Source organism: Streptococcus mitis ATCC 6249, from assembly GCF_000146585.1.
GTDB classification, from domain to species: Bacteria; Bacillota; Bacilli; order Lactobacillales; family Streptococcaceae; genus Streptococcus; species Streptococcus mitis_AZ.
Window position 1 is genome coordinate 1,542,486 of sequence record NZ_GL397179.1, and the last position, 19,278, is coordinate 1,561,763.

17 protein-coding genes are annotated in these 19,278 nt (G+C 41.5%); 1 reads left to right on the forward strand and 16 read right to left on the reverse strand.

Going from position 1 to position 19,278, the window contains the following annotated elements:
- Positions 1-130: 130 nt before the first annotated feature.
- From ileS to pbp2b, 14 genes are all read right to left on the reverse strand, one after another.
- On the reverse strand, positions 131-2,923 hold the full coding sequence (gene ileS, locus HMPREF8571_RS09125) for an isoleucine--tRNA ligase (protein ID WP_000768064.1): 2,793 nt from the start codon (positions 2,921-2,923) through the stop codon (positions 131-133).
- A 251-nt stretch (positions 2,924-3,174) separates the two neighbouring features.
- Entirely contained in the window at positions 3,175-3,969 is a 795-nt protein-coding gene (locus HMPREF8571_RS09130; protein WP_001123194.1) for a DivIVA domain-containing protein, read from the reverse strand.
- A 16-nt stretch (positions 3,970-3,985) separates the two neighbouring features.
- Entirely contained in the window at positions 3,986-4,240 is a 255-nt protein-coding gene (locus HMPREF8571_RS09135; protein WP_000028988.1) for a DivIVA domain-containing protein, read from the reverse strand.
- A gap of 8 nt (positions 4,241-4,248) precedes the next feature.
- Positions 4,249-5,040, reverse strand: coding sequence for an RNA-binding protein (locus HMPREF8571_RS09140; protein WP_000126360.1), 792 nt, complete (start codon positions 5,038-5,040; stop codon positions 4,249-4,251).
- Entirely contained in the window at positions 5,037-5,297 is a 261-nt protein-coding gene (locus tag HMPREF8571_RS09145) for a YggT family protein (RefSeq protein ID WP_000576501.1), read from the reverse strand. Before HMPREF8571_RS09145 ends, HMPREF8571_RS09140 begins: the two co-directional genes overlap by 4 nt.
- The gene (locus tag HMPREF8571_RS09150; protein WP_000053351.1) at positions 5,297-5,827 is read right to left on the reverse strand and encodes a cell division protein SepF; all 531 of its coding nucleotides are present in this window, start codon (positions 5,825-5,827) and stop codon (positions 5,297-5,299) included. The genes HMPREF8571_RS09145 and HMPREF8571_RS09150 overlap by 1 nt, the downstream gene beginning before the upstream one ends.
- A 9-nt stretch (positions 5,828-5,836) precedes the next feature.
- Complete coding sequence (locus HMPREF8571_RS09155; protein ID WP_001049613.1) at positions 5,837-6,508, reverse strand: YggS family pyridoxal phosphate-dependent enzyme; 672 nt, start codon at positions 6,506-6,508, stop codon at positions 5,837-5,839.
- A 3-nt stretch (positions 6,509-6,511) separates the two neighbouring features.
- Positions 6,512-7,768 (reverse strand): cell division protein FtsZ, encoded by a 1,257-nt coding sequence (ftsZ, locus tag HMPREF8571_RS09160; protein WP_000144251.1) that lies wholly within the window; start codon positions 7,766-7,768, stop codon positions 6,512-6,514.
- Between the two features lie 16 nt (positions 7,769-7,784).
- Complete coding sequence (gene ftsA, locus HMPREF8571_RS09165; protein WP_000196343.1) at positions 7,785-9,155, reverse strand: cell division protein FtsA; 1,371 nt, start codon at positions 9,153-9,155, stop codon at positions 7,785-7,787.
- Positions 9,156-9,391: 236 nt separating this feature from the next.
- A complete protein-coding gene (locus HMPREF8571_RS09170) occupies positions 9,392-10,096 on the reverse strand; it encodes a TIGR02206 family membrane protein (RefSeq protein WP_001055271.1) in 705 nt (234 codons plus the stop codon).
- A 189-nt stretch (positions 10,097-10,285) separates the two neighbouring features.
- Complete coding sequence (locus tag HMPREF8571_RS09175) at positions 10,286-11,647, reverse strand: UDP-N-acetylmuramoyl-tripeptide--D-alanyl-D-alanine ligase (RefSeq protein ID WP_000778724.1); 1,362 nt, start codon at positions 11,645-11,647, stop codon at positions 10,286-10,288.
- An 84-nt stretch (positions 11,648-11,731) separates the two neighbouring features.
- The gene (locus HMPREF8571_RS09180; RefSeq protein WP_000814660.1) at positions 11,732-12,775 is read right to left on the reverse strand and encodes a D-alanine--D-alanine ligase; all 1,044 of its coding nucleotides are present in this window, start codon (positions 12,773-12,775) and stop codon (positions 11,732-11,734) included.
- Positions 12,776-12,950: 175 nt separating this feature from the next.
- Positions 12,951-13,547, reverse strand: coding sequence for a recombination mediator RecR (gene recR, locus HMPREF8571_RS09185; protein ID WP_000966752.1), 597 nt, complete (start codon positions 13,545-13,547; stop codon positions 12,951-12,953).
- Positions 13,548-13,557: 10 nt separating this feature from the next.
- A complete protein-coding gene (pbp2b, locus tag HMPREF8571_RS09190; protein WP_001224834.1) occupies positions 13,558-15,600 on the reverse strand; it encodes a penicillin-binding protein PBP2B in 2,043 nt (680 codons plus the stop codon).
- A gap of 255 nt (positions 15,601-15,855) precedes the next feature.
- On the opposite strand from pbp2b, the gene HMPREF8571_RS09195 reads away from it, so the two are divergent.
- A complete protein-coding gene (locus HMPREF8571_RS09195) occupies positions 15,856-16,707 on the forward strand; it encodes a MurR/RpiR family transcriptional regulator (protein WP_001039487.1) in 852 nt (283 codons plus the stop codon).
- Between the two features lie 441 nt (positions 16,708-17,148).
- Here the strand turns inward: HMPREF8571_RS09195 and HMPREF8571_RS09200 are convergent, their stop codons facing one another.
- Together HMPREF8571_RS09200 and HMPREF8571_RS09205 are read right to left on the reverse strand one after the other, a co-directional pair.
- On the reverse strand, positions 17,149-17,913 hold the full coding sequence (locus HMPREF8571_RS09200; protein WP_001067283.1) for a class I SAM-dependent methyltransferase: 765 nt from the start codon (positions 17,911-17,913) through the stop codon (positions 17,149-17,151).
- Positions 17,914-18,378: 465 nt separating this feature from the next.
- Positions 18,379-19,275, reverse strand: a complete 897-nt coding sequence (locus tag HMPREF8571_RS09205) for an ROK family protein (protein ID WP_000150259.1) — start codon at positions 19,273-19,275, stop codon at positions 18,379-18,381.
- Positions 19,276-19,278: the final 3 nt, after the last annotated feature.

Consider the following 19,278-nt stretch of genomic DNA (forward strand, 5'->3'; position numbering starts at 1 on the left):
AAATCGTATTTCATGCAATTCTATTTCAGATATAAGAAGACTAGAATCCAGCAAAAAAGAGAGAAATGATTTCCTCTCTTTTTCCTTTTCATCTCATCTTAAACTATGAGAAGACATATTTCTAATCTGATTATTTAGCTTCAAATCCTTCTGTAACTGCATCCGCAAAGTTTTCTTCTACGATGCTTGCACAGTGGTCACAGATAACTGCATGGTAACTACGTTCTGCAGTAGTTGGATCGATACGACGGCAACGGTCACAAACTTCACCTGCAGCGCGTTCAACTGTAAAGGCTACATCTTCAAAGCTTACTGCACTCTCTGGAGCTGTACCATCAGCGATGGTCAATTCTGACACGATCAAAAGTTGAGCCACATTGCTATCCAATGCTCCAAGAAGCGTTCTCACCACTTCATTTGGATAAACTGTCAAATGGGCTTCGAGCGATTTCCCGATAACTTTTGCATTACGAGCTTCTTCCAAGGCTTTTTGAGCTTGTCCACGGAAGTCCATGAAGGCTGCCCAGGTATCCAAGATTTCTTCTTGGTTAGCAAAGGTTTGAGCTTCTGGTAATTCTGACAATTGAACGAAGTCTTCAGCTTCAAACTCAAGATAGGACCAGATTTCCTCTGCTGTGTGAGGAAGGATTGGTGTCAAGAGTTTGGTGATTTTAACAAGAATGTCATAGAAGACAGTCTGCATTTGACGGCGTTCGAGTGATTTGGCACCTTCGATGTAGACAACGTCTTTAGCAAAGTCAAGGTAGAAGGCTGACAAGTCAACGTTGATAAAGTTCACCAAGGCCTTGTAGATGGTTAAGAATTCAAAGTTCGCATAGGCATCACGAATTGTCTTCACAAGCTGGTTAAAGCGAATGGTCATGTACTTATCAACTGAACGAAGTTCATCGTAAGCGACTGCATCTTGAGCTGGGTTAAAGTCAGATGTATTGGCAATTAAGAAACGAAGTGTGTTACGAATCTTACGGTAAGTTTCAGAGACTTGGCTCAAGATATCCATAGAGATACGCACGTCGTTGCTTGAGTCAACACTTGTTACCCAGAGGCGCAAGATTTCCGCACCAAATTGTTTTTCAACATCGCTTGGTGCAATGGTATTTCCAAGAGATTTAGACATCTTCTCACCCTTACCATCAAGGGCAAAACCTTGTGACAAGATTTGTTTGTATGGCGCTACGCCATGGTTGGCAACAGATGTGATAAGTGATGAGTTGAACCAACCACGGTACTGGTCAGAACCTTCTAGGTAGAGGTCTGCTGGATATTTGAGCTCTGGACGGTTGACCACTACGCCATTCCATGATGAACCTGAGTCAAACCATACGTCCATGATGTCTGTTTCTTTCTTGAACTCGCCATTTGGTGAACCTGGGTGGCTAAATCCTTCTGGCAAGAGGTCTTTGGCATCACGTTCCCACCAGATGATAGAACCGTGTTCCTCAAAGAGTTGAGCCACGTGCTCAATCGTTTCAGCTGTCATGATTGGTGTTCCGTCTTCAGCATAGAAGATAGGAAGGGGAACTCCCCAAGCACGTTGACGAGAGATAACCCAGTCGCCACGGTCGCGAATCATGTTGTAAAGACGAACTTTACCCCATTCTGAGTGGAACTTCACTTTTTCAATTTCATCCAAGATTTCTTGGCGGAATTTAGATACAGAGGCAAACCATTGTGGCACTGCACGCCAGATGATTGGTTTCTTGGTACGCCAGTCAAATGGGTATGAGTGAGAGATTTCTTCTTGAGCAAGGAGAAGATTACCAAGTTTTTCGATAACAGTTGGTACCACCTTGTCGTAGAATTGACCTTCGAACTCAGCACCTGCATTGGCCATCATAATACCGCGTTCGTTGACTGTTACAGCAACTTCAAGGCCGTTGGCAACACCAACATTGTAGTCGTCCTCACCAAAACCAGGGGCTGTATGGACAATACCAGTACCAGAGTCAGTCGTAACGTGGTCACCAAGGATTACCAACTCATCTACAGCCGTATCCCATGGGTGGACTGTTACGATGTGATTCAATTTTTGCCCACGATAAGTCGCCAAGACCTGAACATCAGCCCAGCCAAATTTCTCAGACAAACTGTTCAACAATTCTGAAGCAACCACAAACTTACGAGATTCACCAGCAGGTTGTACGACTACGTAATCAATATCTGCACCAACAGTCAACCCACGAGAAGCAGTGATGGTGAATGGAGTTGTTGTCCAAACAACGATGTACGTATCTGTATCTAGGACACCTTTTCCATCTTTGACACGGTTAGCATAGTAAAGGGAAGTTGAAATCAAGTCATGGTATTCAATTTCCGCTTCTGCAAGAGCTGACTCAGATGACCATGACCAGTAAACTGGCTTGGCCCCACGATAGATGTAGCCTTTCTTAGCCATTTCACCAAAGACACGGATTTGAGCTGCTTCATAGCCTGGAGTCAAAGTCACATAAGGATTTTCCCAGTCACCAGAAACACCCAAACGTTTAAAGTCTTCACGTTGTTTATCAACTTGGGAAAGAGCGTACTCGCGGCAAAGTTTCAAGTACTCAACCAAGTCCATTTCTTTGCGTTTGACACCTTGTTTTGCCAAGACTTGCTCGATTGGCAAACCATGAGTGTCCCAACCTGGGATATAAGGTGCATAAAAACCTGACATAGACTTAGAACGAACAATGATATCTTTGGAAATCTTGTTCATGGCATGTCCAACGTGGATATTTCCGTTTGCATACGGAGGTCCATCATGCAAGGTGAAATGCGGTTTTCCTTGGTTCAATTCTTGACGACGTTGGTAAAGTTTTGCTTCTTCCCATTCTTTTTGCCAAACTGGTTCTTTAGTTGGAAGACCAGCACGCATAGGAAAGTCTGTTTTTCCAAGATTAAGGGTATCTTTGAGTTTCATTATATCTCCTTTATTATATAGACAAAATAAAAACCACGACTCGCAAAAAAGGACGAAAATCGTGGTACCACCTTTGTTCGAAAAAAGACAGCGTCTCTTTTCCTCTTTTCCCGTAACGTGGGGAACGTCCAGTCTTACTGCTTTCAGACTGGATTGCTTGAGAGGATAATCTAACCACTAGGGATTGCAGGACTCTCACCATCTCCCGCTCGCTGAAAATATAGTTGGTTCGATCTTGTTCTCACATTTTCTTATAGGATAAGAACAGATTCTTTGTTTGCATCTTCCTCAGTTGCTGCAGTAGCTTCTAATTCAACTGACTCTTCATGCTGGACAAGTTCTTCTGTATGTTGATTTTGTTGGGCTTCAAATTCAGCCAATTCTTTATTGCCAGCCTCGATACGAGCTTGCAACTCTGCTACCTCTTCTGGAGTGAATTGACGAGTCATATCAATTGGTTCTTCCTCTGGTTGTAAAGATACGGATTCACCAAGAACTTCACCAACTACTTCTTTAAAGGCTTCATCACTTGTTTGAAGATAAGTAGCTGTCGGGCGAAGAATATCTTCCCAATCAGATGACTCGACAATAGCTAACTGACTTTCAATCGTTGATTTAAGACGCTGATGGAATACACGGCTCTTGTTCTTCAATTCTTCAGTTTCAACAGCAACTTTCTTAGCATTATCTGTAGCCTGACGAAGAATTTCGTTTGCCTTGTATTTCGCTTCTTCGAGCAAACGCTGAGCGTCTTGTTCAGCTTGTTGAATAATATTGTTTGAACGTTCTTGAGCAGCTTGTTTGACACGTTCAGCAGTATCCTGTGCAATCAAAACTGATTGGCTCAAGGAATCCTTCATTTCATCAAAGTAAGACAAACGTTCTTCCAAATTCTTGATGCGTGTTTCTTTTTCGTGATTGCTACGAACCAAGTCTTCATAATCACGAACAACGATATCAAGAAACTCGTCTACTTCTTCTGGGTCAAAACCTCTAAATCTTGTACCAAAGGTTTTATCTTTAATTTCTAACGATGTAATTGGCATACTTTTCCTCACTTACTTAATAAAAAATAGAATCATTAATTGCTTCTGGTTCTTGCTCGCTTGTTACTGTTCTCTTAGGAATATCATTCGTATAATAGGAAAGACGCTCTTCTAGTTTTTTGATATAGAGTTCAGTTTCATCTTTGTATCGAATCATCTCCTCTAATTCAAAGTAAATCTTATCAAGAAAGAGGTCAACTTCTTCCTGATTGTAGCCTCTGAATGTTCTTGAGAAAGCTTTATCACTTATTTCTTGTGGTGTAATCGACATATTTTTTCTCACTTGCTTAAAAGTAGCCGGACTGTTAGTTTTTTCTTATCCTTTTTGGTCTGACCATTGTCTTTGACAACTTTCAAACGACCAAACTTTCTCACACTGATCAAATCTCCAACTGCGACCTGGTAATCAGTTTTTTCAACCACATGATAATTTACCTGGACAGATTTTTTCTCAATCAGTTGACTAGTTTGATTTCTAGATAATTTCAAGGCACTTGATAAGAGGGCATCCAATCGAAAACTCGAAACTAAAATTTCTCGTTCTCTATAGTCAATTTTAGATTTAATCCTATCGGTAAAAGGACGTTCCTCCAGCGATACAGGAAGTCTGCCAATTTTTATTATCCCATCTTGAAAAAGAGGAATAAAATCACGATTGACAAAAATCTGTGCTCTCTTTTCATCTACCAAGATATCACCAAATAATTTACGGTCAATTCCTAGCTGGTTGATGATTGTTCCCAATATTTTTCCATGACTCAGTTGTTCAAACTTACTCGGATAGCAAATTTCTAACAAGGTCATTTCAAAATCTGATATTTCCGGTTCAAAGTAATCTGGATAGAGAAGAACACGAACCGACTCAGTCGGAAAAAAATCACCACTACTTTGACAACTCAGTCCATGTGTCCCAGCCAGCACCCTCAAGATCTGTTCTTGATGGGGATTGATAAAAGGGCTAAGCACCGGTGCATAGGTATCTTCCACCCGCTTGATCCACTCCAATCCTTTATCAATAAAAGGAATATCTTCATGGGAAAAATGCTGATAAATGGCTCGATTTGCTGTCATAGTAATAGGACTAGTCGTGTTAAGAGATTTCCAACAAACTGGATTAGAATAAGCGCAGCCCAAACAGTAAAATCAAGCCCCGCAAATTGCAAATTGAGCTTACGAAGAGGCTCGATAACTGGACGAGCAAGTCTGATAACTAAGCGACCTAGTTGACTTTCATAAGCATTTGGAAACCATGAAAGAAGAGCAAATGCAACGAGAATGATAGAGTAAATGCTAACCGCATTTTGGATTAAACGGATTAAGAAAATCATTATTTTGCTCTATTTCGTTTAATATCAAAACCAAACTCAGCGCTTTGTGATTCATCTGGAAGTTTGATATCTTCAATATTCACAATGACATTAACAGGAGTCAATAGATACATTGTGCTCGCAACTTTTTTCATATTTCCAGCCAAGACATGACGAGCTCCATCCAAGTAATCAAGGCAACGACGGGCTTGTACTTCTGTCATATATTGGAAATCGATCAAGATACTTTCATTTCCAGCCAACAAATCTACAATTTCAGTTGCATCTTCATATTTTCTTGGATAGCGAACGTCGATTGTCACTTTCTCATCAGAACGATGGCTTTGCATTGCCAATTCTTGTTGACGAGCATGTAAGCGAGTAATGTTTGCATCTTTTGCTGGTCCTGACTGAGCAGGTGCTGGTAATTCCTTAGAAGTTGAGACGGCCGGACGAACTGTTTCCTCTTGTTGAGGCTGGTAGTTAGTTGTTTCCTCTCCATCTTCTGTGAAATAATCTATAAATTTATCGAATTTATCTTTTAAAGACATAGCTCTCTCCTATTTAAAAAATGCTGTACCGATTCGAACAAAGGTCGAGCCGAACTGAATAGCTTCTTTGAAATCACGACTCATTCCCATGCTGAGTTCTGTCATCGGCATATTAGGGATTTGTTTTTCTCTAATTTCTGCCTGCAGAGCTTGTGTTTCTTTGAAAATTTCTTTCAATTTCTCACTATCTGCCTCAAAAGGAGCCATGGTCATTAAACCAACATACTCAATCTGATCTAACTTAGCCAATTCTGGCAAAAGTTCTAGCAATTCTTCTTTTGAAAACCCATGCTTGCTTTTTTCCCCAGAAATATTGACCTGCAAGAAACACTTGATAACATGATCTGTTCTCTTTTGAATTTCCTGGGCTAACTTCAGGGAGTCTAAAGCATGAAAGTAATCCACATATGGGATTACTTCTTTTACTTTCCGTCTTTGTAGTGTTCCTATTAAATGCCAAGTGACTGGATAATCTTTCAAGGCCTGATATTTTTCTAAGAATTTATCAACTCGATTTTCACCTATATGACGGACACCAAGCGGAAGCAAGGCTTCCGCTGTTTGTATGTCTACATATTTTGTCACTGCAATAACTGAAACAGCATCTAAAGCACGGTTTGCTTCTAGACTAGCATCAGCAATCTGCTGAAATACTAATTCAGTATTTTTTTTCAAATTCATTGATTAACGATTTTTGAAGAATGGTGGAGTATCCAACTCATCCTCATCCTGTGAAACTGGTGTCTCAAAACGTTCTACCGGAGAAACTACTGAATCTGTTTGGCGAACAATAGACTCACGACGCAAGTCCCAGTCTCCAAAAGCAGAAGCTTGGTTCGTTTCAAAGCGACGTGGACTTGATTTAGGCAATTCTGCTGTTTCCTCCAAATCGAATTGACGGTCAAAAGTATGAGACTGTGGAGTTTTAGCTGATGGACGACCTGTTGTGTATGGCGCATGAGAACCAACTACTTTTTCAACTCGATCTTGACGAACACCTGTAGCTACAACGGTTACACGGATTTCATCCTTCATGCTTTCGTCGATTGATGTTCCAAGCCAGATGTTCACTCCTTGACCAGCTGCTTGGTTGACGATTTCTGAAGCTTCTTCCGCTTCAATCAAAGTCAAGTCAAGACCACCCGTAACGTTAACGATGACATCTTCAGCACCGTCAATAGTTGTTTCAAGAAGTGGTGAGTAAATCGCTTTACGAGCCGCTTCGACGACACGCTCTTCACCACTACCAATACCGATACCCATAAGGGCATTTCCTTTGTTTGCCATTACAGTTTTCACGTCAGCAAAGTCAAGGTTAATCAATCCTGGGTTAGTAATCAAGTCTGTAATTCCTTGAACACCTTGGCGAAGAACGTTATCTGCTTCACTAAGTGCTTCAAGAAGTGGCGTTTTCTTGTCAACAATCTCTAGCAAGTTGTTGTTTGAGATAATCAACAAAGTATCAACATGCTCGCGAAGTTCGTTGATTCCTTCTACAGCGTACTGACCACGTTTGCTTCCTTCAAATCCGAAAGGACGAGTCACAACACCAACTGTAAGGGCACCAAGATCTTTAGCAATACGTGCGATCACTGGGGCAGCACCTGTTCCAGATCCTCCACCCATACCAGCAGTGATGAAGACCATGTCTGCACCGCTGATTGCTTCAGTCAGAGCTTCTTCGCTTTCTTCTGCAGCCTTACGTCCAACTTCTGGACGACCTCCAGCACCCAAACCACGAGTCAATTTTGGACCAAGTTGGATAACTGTTTCTGCTTTCGTACTGCTAAGAGCTTGTACATCAGTGTTGGCTGCGATAAATTCTACACCAGCAACACCTTCGTCAACCATGCGGTTGATGGCATTACCACCACCGCCACCGACACCAATTACTTTAATAATTGCGCCTTGAGCTGCTGCTGTATCAAATGAAAATGTCATAATTTCTTATCCTCTTTTATTCATCAAACATGCTTCCGATCAAACCACGGAAACGTTCTGTTAGCTTCGGTTTACTTTGAGAACTTGCTTGGAATTCTTCCTTAGGAGCAACTGGAGCTTCCGTCACAGTTTCAGCTGGAGCTGCTTGTGTTGGACTTGGTTGCGCTACTGGATTCAAACGTTGATTTGGAATACCAAAGTTGATTGGTTTTTGACGAAGAAATTCATCTCCTTTAACCGCTTTTTGAGCAAGAAGATTCACTTCTGTCAATTTACCAGCAAACTCAGACAAACTAATCACATGAGCAAATGCAGGGTTGCGAATTCCCACTTGGTTTGGTACGTGAAGTTTTACTCGAACACCAAATACTTCTTGGGCTAATTCAACAATTCCTGGCAAAATTGCATTTCCACCGATAAGGACGATACCACCTGGCAAATCTAACAAGTGTCTTCTTTCCAACTCTTGTTTGATTTGGTCAAAGATATGTTTGATGCGTGCTGAAATAATTTCTGCCAAGTAGCTTTCTGTCACTTCAACAGGCTCTACTTCACCAATTACTTCAACTTGGAAAGTTTCGTTACTTGCTAGTGGAACATAAGCTTCACCATAGTTCAGTTTCAAACTTTCAGCAATTTTTTGAGATGTTTTCAAGACTTTAGAAATGTCTTTTGTAACGTAATCTCCACCTTCTTGGTAGATGTTGGTGAATTGCAATTCCTGGTTACGGATAGTCGCTACAGTAGTTTGACCTCCACCCATATCGATGACAGTCGCACCAAATTCACGTTCACCTTCATTGAGAACTGAGTTTACGATTGCCAATGGTGAGATAATCACATTGTCAACATGGATACCTACACGCTCCACTGTCTTGCGGAGATTGTGTAGAATTGTACGAGGTCCTGTGTAAAGCAGACCACGCATTTCCAAACGGACACCCATCATACCACGAGGGTCACGGATGCCTTGGAATCCATCCACGATGAATTCTTCTGGAATAAAGGTAATCACTTCACGATCAGGGGTCATGCTCTTTGTCAAAGCTGATTTGACAACATTCTCAACATCCTGGTCTGTGATTTCTTTGGTATCTGAAGTAACAGGAATCATTCCTTGTGTTGGTTCGACCTGCAAGAGGTTTGCTGGAAGTCCAACGTTAACAGACTTAATAGAAATACCAGCTTTCTCTTCTGCCTGTGTGATTGCGGATTTGATCGCTGAAGCAGCTGCTTCAATATCAACAATAATTCCGTCTTTGACACCTTTACTTTTGGCGTTACTTACACCAATTACATTTACTTCGCCATCTCTATGCTCAGCTACTAGCACTTTAATCGAGCTAGTTCCGATATCTAAGCCTGTAAAAAAACCATCTCTAGTCATTACATCGCATCCTCTCTGTCTTCCAAGTTTCTCACTTCTATTTAATAACTATGTTTGGGCATAGCTATTCAAAGAATATTATAACACAAAAAATCCAATCGTGCTTAGTTTTTGATAAAATTCCTGCATGTTTTTTGAGAAAATTCTAGAAAAATTCTTCTTCTAAGAGATTATTTGAAGTTAACGTTCACAATTTCCTTTTTGTTTCTTAAAAATCCAAAAAAGAGAAGATCATTTTAGATCTTCTCTTGAATAAATTCTTCTGATTTTTGTTGTAAAAAATTTTCTACTAATTTCCCTGTTAAGCGAATTGCTATCACGATAACAGTCGAAACAATGAGATAATTTAAGGGCTGGCCGAAACTTCCAACAAGTGGTGGTTTGTTTAAAAAGCCATAATCCCCACCTACAACTAAGTTGACAACCCATATCAAGCCATTTAAGGCAAAGGTAATCACCGCCACATTCTTCAAATCAAGAAGAGAAGGTTGATAGTTCCTAAACAAGTATAGGAGCGCATTTCCTAAAAGGGCAACATGTCCGATAATGAAGGACAAAATGGTCACGTGTGGAAATGGGTAAGGATCAAAGAGTGGGTAAGCCAGTGCTGCTGTTGCTCCAAAAGTTCCTAAAAGGGCAAAGTACTGTTTGTACTTGGATGTCCCTGGAATCAAGAGCATCACAAACATGGCGATACGGCAATGATAGAAGGGCAAACTTTCTGACAGAGGCATGAGATTGCCACAATACCAGCTATACAGAACAATCAGTTGAACAGACTGAAGGATCTGAATAAAACGCTGGTAAGCCACTTTATCGCGAAAACGATAAGAAGCATAGAAAGTAAGAGCCAGTAAACTTAACAAACCAATGTACCAGTGGAGTTCAAACTGGGGCGGTTCTGATATCTGTGTGGTAAATAATTTATCCCACAAATTCATATTCTATTCCTCGTTCATCTAGCTAGAGGCAGTAAAAAATTCACTTTCCCCAGCTTTTAAATTTTTTGAAAAACTTGATTCCATGCCATGCATAGAATACTTGCGTCTTAAATTCGCAACCTATTATATCATTTGTATTGTAGAAATGCACTGATTTGAAATCTACAGTTTCATATGGAAATCACTAAACTACATTAGGCTTTCTACCAACTTGGCTAGATTCATGGAGTTAGAGCCTTTGAGCAAGATTTGGTCATTGGCACCGAGGCTTTCCTTAACCTGCTTGACTAGGTCTTCAAATTGGTCCTCGTCAGCTGTTTTCTTGAAGTAGAAAACGTGGCCGATTGGAAACATTTGACTAGCCAGCTGGCTTAATTCCGCAATATCTTCTCCGTAGAAAATAACGGTATCCAGCACATCTGGCGATAGGCTTAAAATCATCTGGTTATGGAGTTGGACTGACTGGTCGCCGAGTTCCTTCATGTCTGCCAAGACAGCGATTTTCTTGCCTCCTTTGTTGGCTGGAATAGCCGAAAAAGTCTCCAAAATCAACTTCATAGCAGTTGGATTGGCATTGTATACGTCAGACAGAATATCTGCTCCATTGGCTGCTTTCTTCCACTCGGTACGGTTACGCGTCAATTCAAGATTTTGGAAGGCTAAACGAATTTGTTCCTCTGAAACTCCTTCTTGTAGAGCCACATAAGCAGCAATCATAGCATTGGTTGCATTGTACTTGCCAGTCACTGGCAAATCAAGGTCTTGTTCCAAGAAATTAGCATTAAAGGTCAGACTGTCCTTGCGCTCAATCAAGTCGGTGATTTCCAGCTCTGCTCCTTGCCCAAAACGAACCACCTTTTTATCAGCTGGCAAGTAGGCCTCTACAATCGGGTCTGCTGGTGCCAAAAGCAAAGAACCTGAAGCCATACCGTCTGCAATTTGCATTTTCCCTTTAGCGATTTCCGAACGGTCTTTGAAAAAGGCCAAATGAGCCTCTCCAACCAAGGTCACGATGGCTGTCTTGGGGTGAGCTAATTCAGACAAGAGATGGATATCTCCCAAGTGATCCTGCCCCATCTCCAAGACCAACTTTTCAGTATCATCAGGCATATGAAGAACTGTATAAGGAAGCCCGATCTCGTTATTGTAGTTGCCTTGTGTTTTGTAGGTCTTGTATCTTGTTGACAGTAAATGCGCCAGCATATCCTTGGTCGTTGTCTTACCATTTGAACCCGTAACAGCAAAGACATTAACAGCCGTTTTTTCAAGATAGTAGGCTGCGAGGGCTTGAAAGGCAGACAGCACGTCGTCTACTAGAATGTAGGGATGATTTGCAACCTCTTTCTCAGTCAAGGTTACAACTGCACCATTTTCAAAAGCTGTTTCGATAAAGTCATGACCGTCACGCGCTCCCTTGAGCGGAACAAACAAATCTCCCTTCGCAATCAAGCGACTATCAAACTCAGCTTTTTCTATCTGGGTGTCCTCAAAGATGCTGACATCATTTTTAGCCCCAACAGCTTGTGCCACTTCATGAATTGTTAATTTCATTTCTACTCCTTTAAAAAGGGGTGAAGTCCACGAACTCGACTCACCTAACAGTGATGGTTCTAACTCCTACCCTCTCTTTCATTTTTATAGCAAATGGGCTTCGCGCTTGTCAAAGCTTTCCTTGGCAAGGTCAACCAAACGCTCGATTAGGTCTGGGTAGCTGATTCCCATATTGTCCCAAAGTAGTGGATACATAGACCACTGGGTAAAACCTGGCATGGTGTTAAGCTCGTTTAGGAAAATCTCGCCCTTATCTGTATAGAAGAAATCACAACGAGACAGACCGAGGCCACCGATCGCACGGAAGGCAGTTTCTGCATTATGACGCATGACAGCTACTACATCATCACTAATCTTGGCTGGGATGTCCATGGTAATCTTGTTATCGATATATTTGGCATCGTAGTCATAGAAGGCAACATCCTTGACCACTTCACCTGGCAAAGTGCTCTTAACATCATAGTTACCTAAGAGACCAACCTCAATTTCACGCGCATTCACCCCTTGTTCTACCAAGACACGGCTGTCATATTGGAAGGCAAGTTCCAAAGCTTGACGGAGTTCCTCATGGTTTTCAGACTTAGAAATACCGACACTTGAACCCATGTTTGACGGCTTAGTGAAGACTGGATAAGTCAATTTTTCTTCAACTTCAGCGATTTTAGCAGTCACATCATCCCCTTCGACGATAGCCACATAAGGAACTTGAGCAATCCCAACAGATTCTAACACACGCTTGGTTGTGATTTTATCCATGGCAAGGCTGGATGACAAGATATTGCAACCGACATAAGGCATTTTCAAAACTTCTAAAAATCCTTGAACAGAACCGTCTTCTCCCATCGGACCATGCAAAACTGGAAAAACCACAGCGCCTTCTTCGTAGATAGCACTTGGCGCGATTTTCTTGTCCCAGTCAATGGTCGCATTGGTCATAAGACGATCCTCTTGACCTGGAGTCTGGCTAAATTCTTGCGTTTTGATAAAGTCACCTGACTGACTGATAAAGAAAGTCTTGACTGTGAAACGATCGTAGTTGACCGCACGCATCACACTCTCAGCTGAAAGGACAGAGACTTCACGCTCTGCACTTCGTCCACCGTATAAAAGAATAATCGTTTGTTTCATATTGCTTGTCCTAATTCTAATAGAATACTCGTTCTTTAGTATATCATATTTGCTTCTTTTTTGAAACTTGAACATGGTACTAGAATTTCAGAGAGATAAAAAGAGACCGTTAACATCAAATTCGGTCTCCTTGGTTTTTAACTAAATGAATTGAAGTTCGTAAATTTGTCCAAACTTACAACTCTGTCCGATTTTCAATGGCTCGTAAGAGTGTGACTTCATCCGCATATTCGATATCTGCCCCCACGGCCAGGCCTCGTGCCAGGCGAGTGACCTTAATACCAGCTGGCTTGAGGAGACGAGAGAGATACATAGAGGTCGCTTCCCCATCTGCCGTAGCATTGGTTGCCACAATAACCTCTGAAACCTCGTTATCCATGAGACGAGTCATGAGACTCTTGAGATTGATATCATCTGGGCTAATGCCATTCATCGGAGAAATGAGTCCATGCAAGACATGATAGAGTCCGTGGTATTCTTGGATGTTTTCCATAGCAGCCACATCGCGACTATCTTCTAGCACTAAGATGGTTGTCTGGTCTCGAGTCGGATCCGTACAGATCGAGCAAGGATCATCATCGGTCAAACGGCCACAGATGGAACAATAGGTTAATTCCCGCTTGGCAGATAGGAGATTCTTGGCAAATTCATTGACATCGTCATCAGACATTCCAATGGTATAGAAGGCGAGGCGGGTAGCCGTTTTGATCCCGATACCCGGAAGCTTGGAATAGCTATCAATCAGCTTGGCAATAGGTGTTGGATACAGCATAAGTTCCTTTCTAATTCATTGGATGGTGTTGGTTATAAAGGTTGATAATGTCGCGCGCAATGGAAGGTCCAACACCGTTTGTTAGATTGGTGTTATGAGGAAAGACGACTGCGACCGCAATTTGGGGATTATCCGACGGTGCATAGGCGACGGCATTGGTGTTATTAGCTTTTTGACCGCCATTAACGTAACTTTCGGCAGTACCCGTTTTCCCACTGATGGATACGGCTGCGCCATTTGAAAAGGCACGACCTGTCGTAAGGGCACTCGTTCCATGCGAAACTTGATAGAAACCTTGGTGCAAGATAGCCATATCGGCTTCTGAGATATTGACCTTGTTCATTTCCTTGGCAGCTGTTTCCTGAACTAGACTGCCTAAGCCACCTTGGTCATTGTTGCCATAGATTCCTTCAACGATGTGAGGAGCTAAACGCACACCATTGTTTGCAATGGTTGCGACATACTGGGCTAACTGCATCGGTGTGTAGTTATCAAACTGACCAAAGGAATTATTGATATAGTTCCCCAAATCAAATTCTTTTGGCGTGAATCCTGTGGATTCATCTGGGAGGTCAATCCCTGTTGAAGCTCCGAGTCCGTATTCCCCAAAGGTTGATCGCAATTTGCCCATTGCAGTCTCTAACTGTCCCGTTGCAGCCACCATGTTTGGCGTGTAGGTCTGTCCCATGATTCCTAGCGCGGTTTGAACCATGTAGGTATTAGAAGAGTACTCTAGAGCCTCAACTGCTGTGATCGGGAAAGAGCCATAGGACAAGGTGTACCATGAATTGATAGGGGCCGAACCTTGGAAAACAATCGGCTGGTCTGTCAAGGTTTGATTGCCTGACAAGACTCCATTTTCCCAACCAGAGCTGATGGTCGCTGCTTTAACAACAGATCCTGGTACAAAGACATTGGTTATCGTTCCAAGCGAATCTGAACTTAATTTCCCGGATTCGACATCATGCTTGACACCTGACATCGCCAGAACTGCACCGGTTTTAGGATTGAGGGCTACAGCGTAGACTCCTTCAGAATATTTGGCTCCACCGTTACCCAACTCTGAGTTGAAGTAGCTCTTGAGTAGGTCATCCACACTATTCTGGAAAGCTAGGTCAATCGTTAACTTGATATTGTTTCCTTTGCTTCCTTCTTCGACATTTTCCACACTTTCCATATTTCCGTGCTTGTCGAGGTGGATTTCCTTGACGGAGCGTTTGCCTTGAAGGACGTCTTCATATTGCTTTTCAAGATAGGAAGTCCCCACTCGGTCATTGAGAGAGTATCCTTTCTTGAGATAAGCGTCAACTTCCTCTGCTGGAAGACCTGACTTTTCACTGGAAACACTACCGACGATAGACGATAAAGAAGTGTCCAGTACTTTTCGGTCCCATGAGGTTGAAATGCTAATGCCCGGTAATTCCTTGGACGCAGAAGCTACAAGTGCAACTTGCGTATCATCCAAGGCATCTGTTGAAATGGTTCCAGTTGCGAAATTTCCAACTGCATTGAGCTGGCTAAACAGATAGATTTCCTTTTTTTGCTCATCTGTATAATTGAGTTGACTCACGTTGATACTTTCAACCGCATTATTATAGAGGGTCGCTTCTGATAAGCGATTTCCATCTGAATCCAGGCGTTTGTCGCTTGGTAAGGATTCGACTGTTTTTTTGTAAATATCCTGGTCCGCCAAGTAGTAGTCCGCAATCTGACGGTCTGTGAGTTCAGGGGAAGTGACATTCACATACGTCAGCAGTTTTTTAGCCGTCTCCTTTAACTCTGCTGCCGTCATCTTATTGTTTCGTGTGAAAGAAACAACTTGCTTGAGTGTGTTTTCTACCAAGGGTTTGCCTGTTGCATCGTAGATTTGGCCACGAGCCGAACTGGTTGTCACCCTAGTCTGGCTGGCTGATGCCAACTTTGCCTCATAGAAGTCTTTATTCAGTACCTGCATGTATAACAATCGACCAATAATGGCCATAAAGAGCAGAATGACAATCGCAAACAGTAAATTAAGCCGAATCGGAATCGAATGGCTATTGAATTTTCTCATACAACTAAGACTCTTTTCTAGAAAATTGCAGATCTTCCGGATAAATTTCAGCTAAAAATTGCTAGGATTTGACCGAAGACCAGTACTTTTCATTGTACCATATTTTATGGAGAAACTCTTGGAAAAGTCTATCTCTTTTTTGAGATTTCATCCAAAGCGCCTTTTTATTTGGTTATCCTACCTTCTATGATATAATGATAGTAATAGTTAAGGAAGCGTCAACTTTTAAGACTTTGACTCATAAAAAGGAGCCTCATGAACAAGCCAGATATCGCAACCATAATCGACCTCCATTTTGAAGAATTAACTGAGCTCGAGCAAGAAATCGCTCGCTATTTTTTGCAGTCTGATACGATCCAAGATGATCTTTCTTCTCAGCAAGTTACCCAAAAATTACATATCTCCCAAGCAGCTCTGACTCGCTTTGCCAAAAAGTGTGGTTTTACAGGCTACCGAGAATTTGTTTTTCAATACCAACACCAAGCTAGTAAACAGGACATCCATTCACACAAACACAGTCCCTTGACCAAACGTGTTTTGCGAAGCTACAGCATCATGCGAGAACACACGCAGGATTTGATTGATGAAGCGCAGCTTGAACGAGTTGCCCAGCTAATCGATGATGCGGAACGGGTTTACTTTTTTGGGACGGGAAGTTCTGGTCTGATTGCCCGTGAGATGAAACTGCGCTTTATGCGTCTAGGTGTTGTCTGTGAAGCTTTGACCGATCAGGATGGCTTTGCTTGGACGACCAGTATCATGGATGAAAACTGTTTGGTCCTAGGTTTTTCCCTGTCTGGCACTACCCAATCCGTTCTAGATAGTTTGCTTGATGCCAAGGATATGGGGGCCAAGACTATTCTCTTTACCAGTTCTCCTAGCAAAGACTGTCAGGCCTACACCGAAACAGTCCTAGTCGCAAGTCATAGCCAATCTTCTTACATCCAGCGTATTTCCGCTCAACTCCCTATGCTCTTTTTAACAGATTTGATTTATGCCTACTTTTTAGAAATCAATCGTGAGAGCAAAGAAAAAATCTTTAATAGCTATTGGGAAAATAAAAAACTCAACGGCTATCGTAGACAAAAACGCGCTAGAAAATCCTAGTTTGGTCCAACCAAACTAGGATTGTTTTGTTTTAATACTCTTCGAAAATCTCTTCAAACCACGTCAGCTTCACCTTGCCGTACGTATGTAACTGACTTCGTCAGTTTTATCTGCAACCTCGAAGCTGTGCTTTCAGCAACCTACGGCTCGCTTCCTACTTTGCTCTTTGATTTTCATTGAGTATAAAATGATAATAGGCTCATAGGTGGTCTTTCCTATCTGTCTCTTTGCACCAATGCTTTTTATCTATGTTTTTCAACTTTTCTATAAAGTCTCCTTTCCGTTTTTGAATTTTTGACAACAAAAAGGAAGTATCGGCTATCTGTTTTTACTTCCTTTCTCTAATTTTATTTAATTGTTTTACTTCGACAAACTGGGATTTAGATTTTAACCCTTCAGGAAAATGAAACGAGCTACTCTCCTGAAGTATGTTCTTTAACATTATAGTTTAATGCAAAGTGTAGCTATATAGTCATTTCCATAACGCGATAATCTATTTCTTTTATCACATGATTCATAAAAATCGATCATAGCGAGACCATTCTTCAGTTGTCCTCTAATCTGAGTTTCTAAGGTATGACTAAATTCATAGCCATACTCTGGATCTATGGTTATTTTGCCTTCCGCTTCAAGCTCTCTTGAATTAAAAGGTAGTGAAAACTGTATCAGTAATTCATCATTGGGTTTGTCCCATACAATGTCAGCATCATACATGTATATCCGAGGATTCATAAATCCGACCATTAAGAGTCCACCCTTTTTCAATACGCGAGAGGCTTCTTTATACATGTTCTCTAAATCCTCTATGTATACATTTGAAACCGGATTAAAAATAATATCAAAGATTTCATCTTCAAATGGGAATGGTTTTGTCAGATCACCTTGAACGGTAGTGATTTTTAAACCTTCTCTTTTAGCAACCAACTCATCTCTTTCTAATTGTGATTTAGAAAAATCCATAATGGTGACATCATAACCTTTTGTAGCAAAAACGGGACCCTGCTGTCCACCACCACAAGCTAACCCTAATATCTTTTTTCCCTTGGCTTTTTCAAACCATTCTGTGGGCACTTTTTTCCCAACAGTTAAGGCAACAGAAATTGGATGCTTTCTAGCTTCTTCTAATTCTTCATGTGTCAACGGCTCAGTATAATCATTTTTTACATTATTCCATCTATCTTGATTACATTTTATATAATTGTTCATCTGATAATCTCCTCGTAATGTTATACTATTCGATTTAAGTTGGATGAGCTGCCATTACATTTTTCTCACCGCTACAACTTCTATTTTATCAATTTCTCATCCATCCCATTATATCACTTTTTTCTTCTTGGCTTGGGTTTAGTATTTAGAAACAAAGTAGAGTGCTTGTACCGTCTTCTAGAGCTATCTCCTCTCATATATTTTTCGATGGTAGGAATTCTCCTCCTATCCTACTTTTTTTGTAATTCATATTTGTCTTTCCGCTAGTTTTCATATACTGGACAGTTTTTCTATCATCAAAAAAAGAATTAAGCAGAACATTTTTCACTCGACTAGTGATTAAGTGTTCTTCTTAATTCTATAGTTCCAAACTAGGATTGTTTTGTTTTGATGCTCTTCGAAAATCAAATTCAAACCACGTCAGCTTCACCTTGCCGTACTCAAGTACTGCCTACGGCTTGCTTCCTACTTTGCTCTTTGATTTTCATTGAGTATAAAATGATAATAAGCTCCCAACATACCTGCTGTATTTTGGTGATGGGCAAATTCTAATCGTGTCTTTTCAGCTAGACTTGGTACCAAGGCTGCCTTCAAGGCTGTGCGGATCTTTGGTTTGAGGATAGCCTCTTGTCCCATGATACCGCCACCGAGAATGACTACTTCTGGATTGGCAACGTAGCAAATATTTGCCAAACCTTTTCCAAGATAATCTACCATGCGGTCAATGCCAGCCATACAGATTTTGTTTCCTTCAGTAGCTTCCTTGAAAATGCGTCGCCCATTCCACTGATCAACTGGATCTCCATGAGCTGCTGCTACATACTCTACCAAGGATGTCGTAGAAGCCAAATCTTGGAAAGCCCCATCCTGCATATGCATATAACCCACCTCACAGGCAGAATTGCTATATCCATGGAAAACTTTCCCATCCATAATCAAGCAACCACCGATACCTGTTCCAATGGTCAAGCAGAGTGTCACACTCGCTCCCTTTCCAGAACCAGATACTGCCTCAGCAAGACCTGCGCAGTTGACATCATTTTCAATTTCGCAAGGAATCGCAAAGCTAGTCTCGATTTCCTTCTTGAACTGGGTTCCTGCATAGTTAGGGATTTGCGGGCCAGCATAGAAAATCTCACCCTTGTCAGGATCCACCATTCCTGCAGAAGAGATAGCAACACCTGCTACTGGGCTTTTTTCTAAATAACTAGCTACGATATCTTTGGTCTTTTGTAAGATATGAGGTCCACCCTTATGCGCCTCAGTTGGCATTTCATGCGATTCAACAAGTTGGCCTTCTTGGTCAATCAAACCATATTTGATGTTGGTTCCGCCAATATCAATTGCAACGTAGTGTGTCATAAA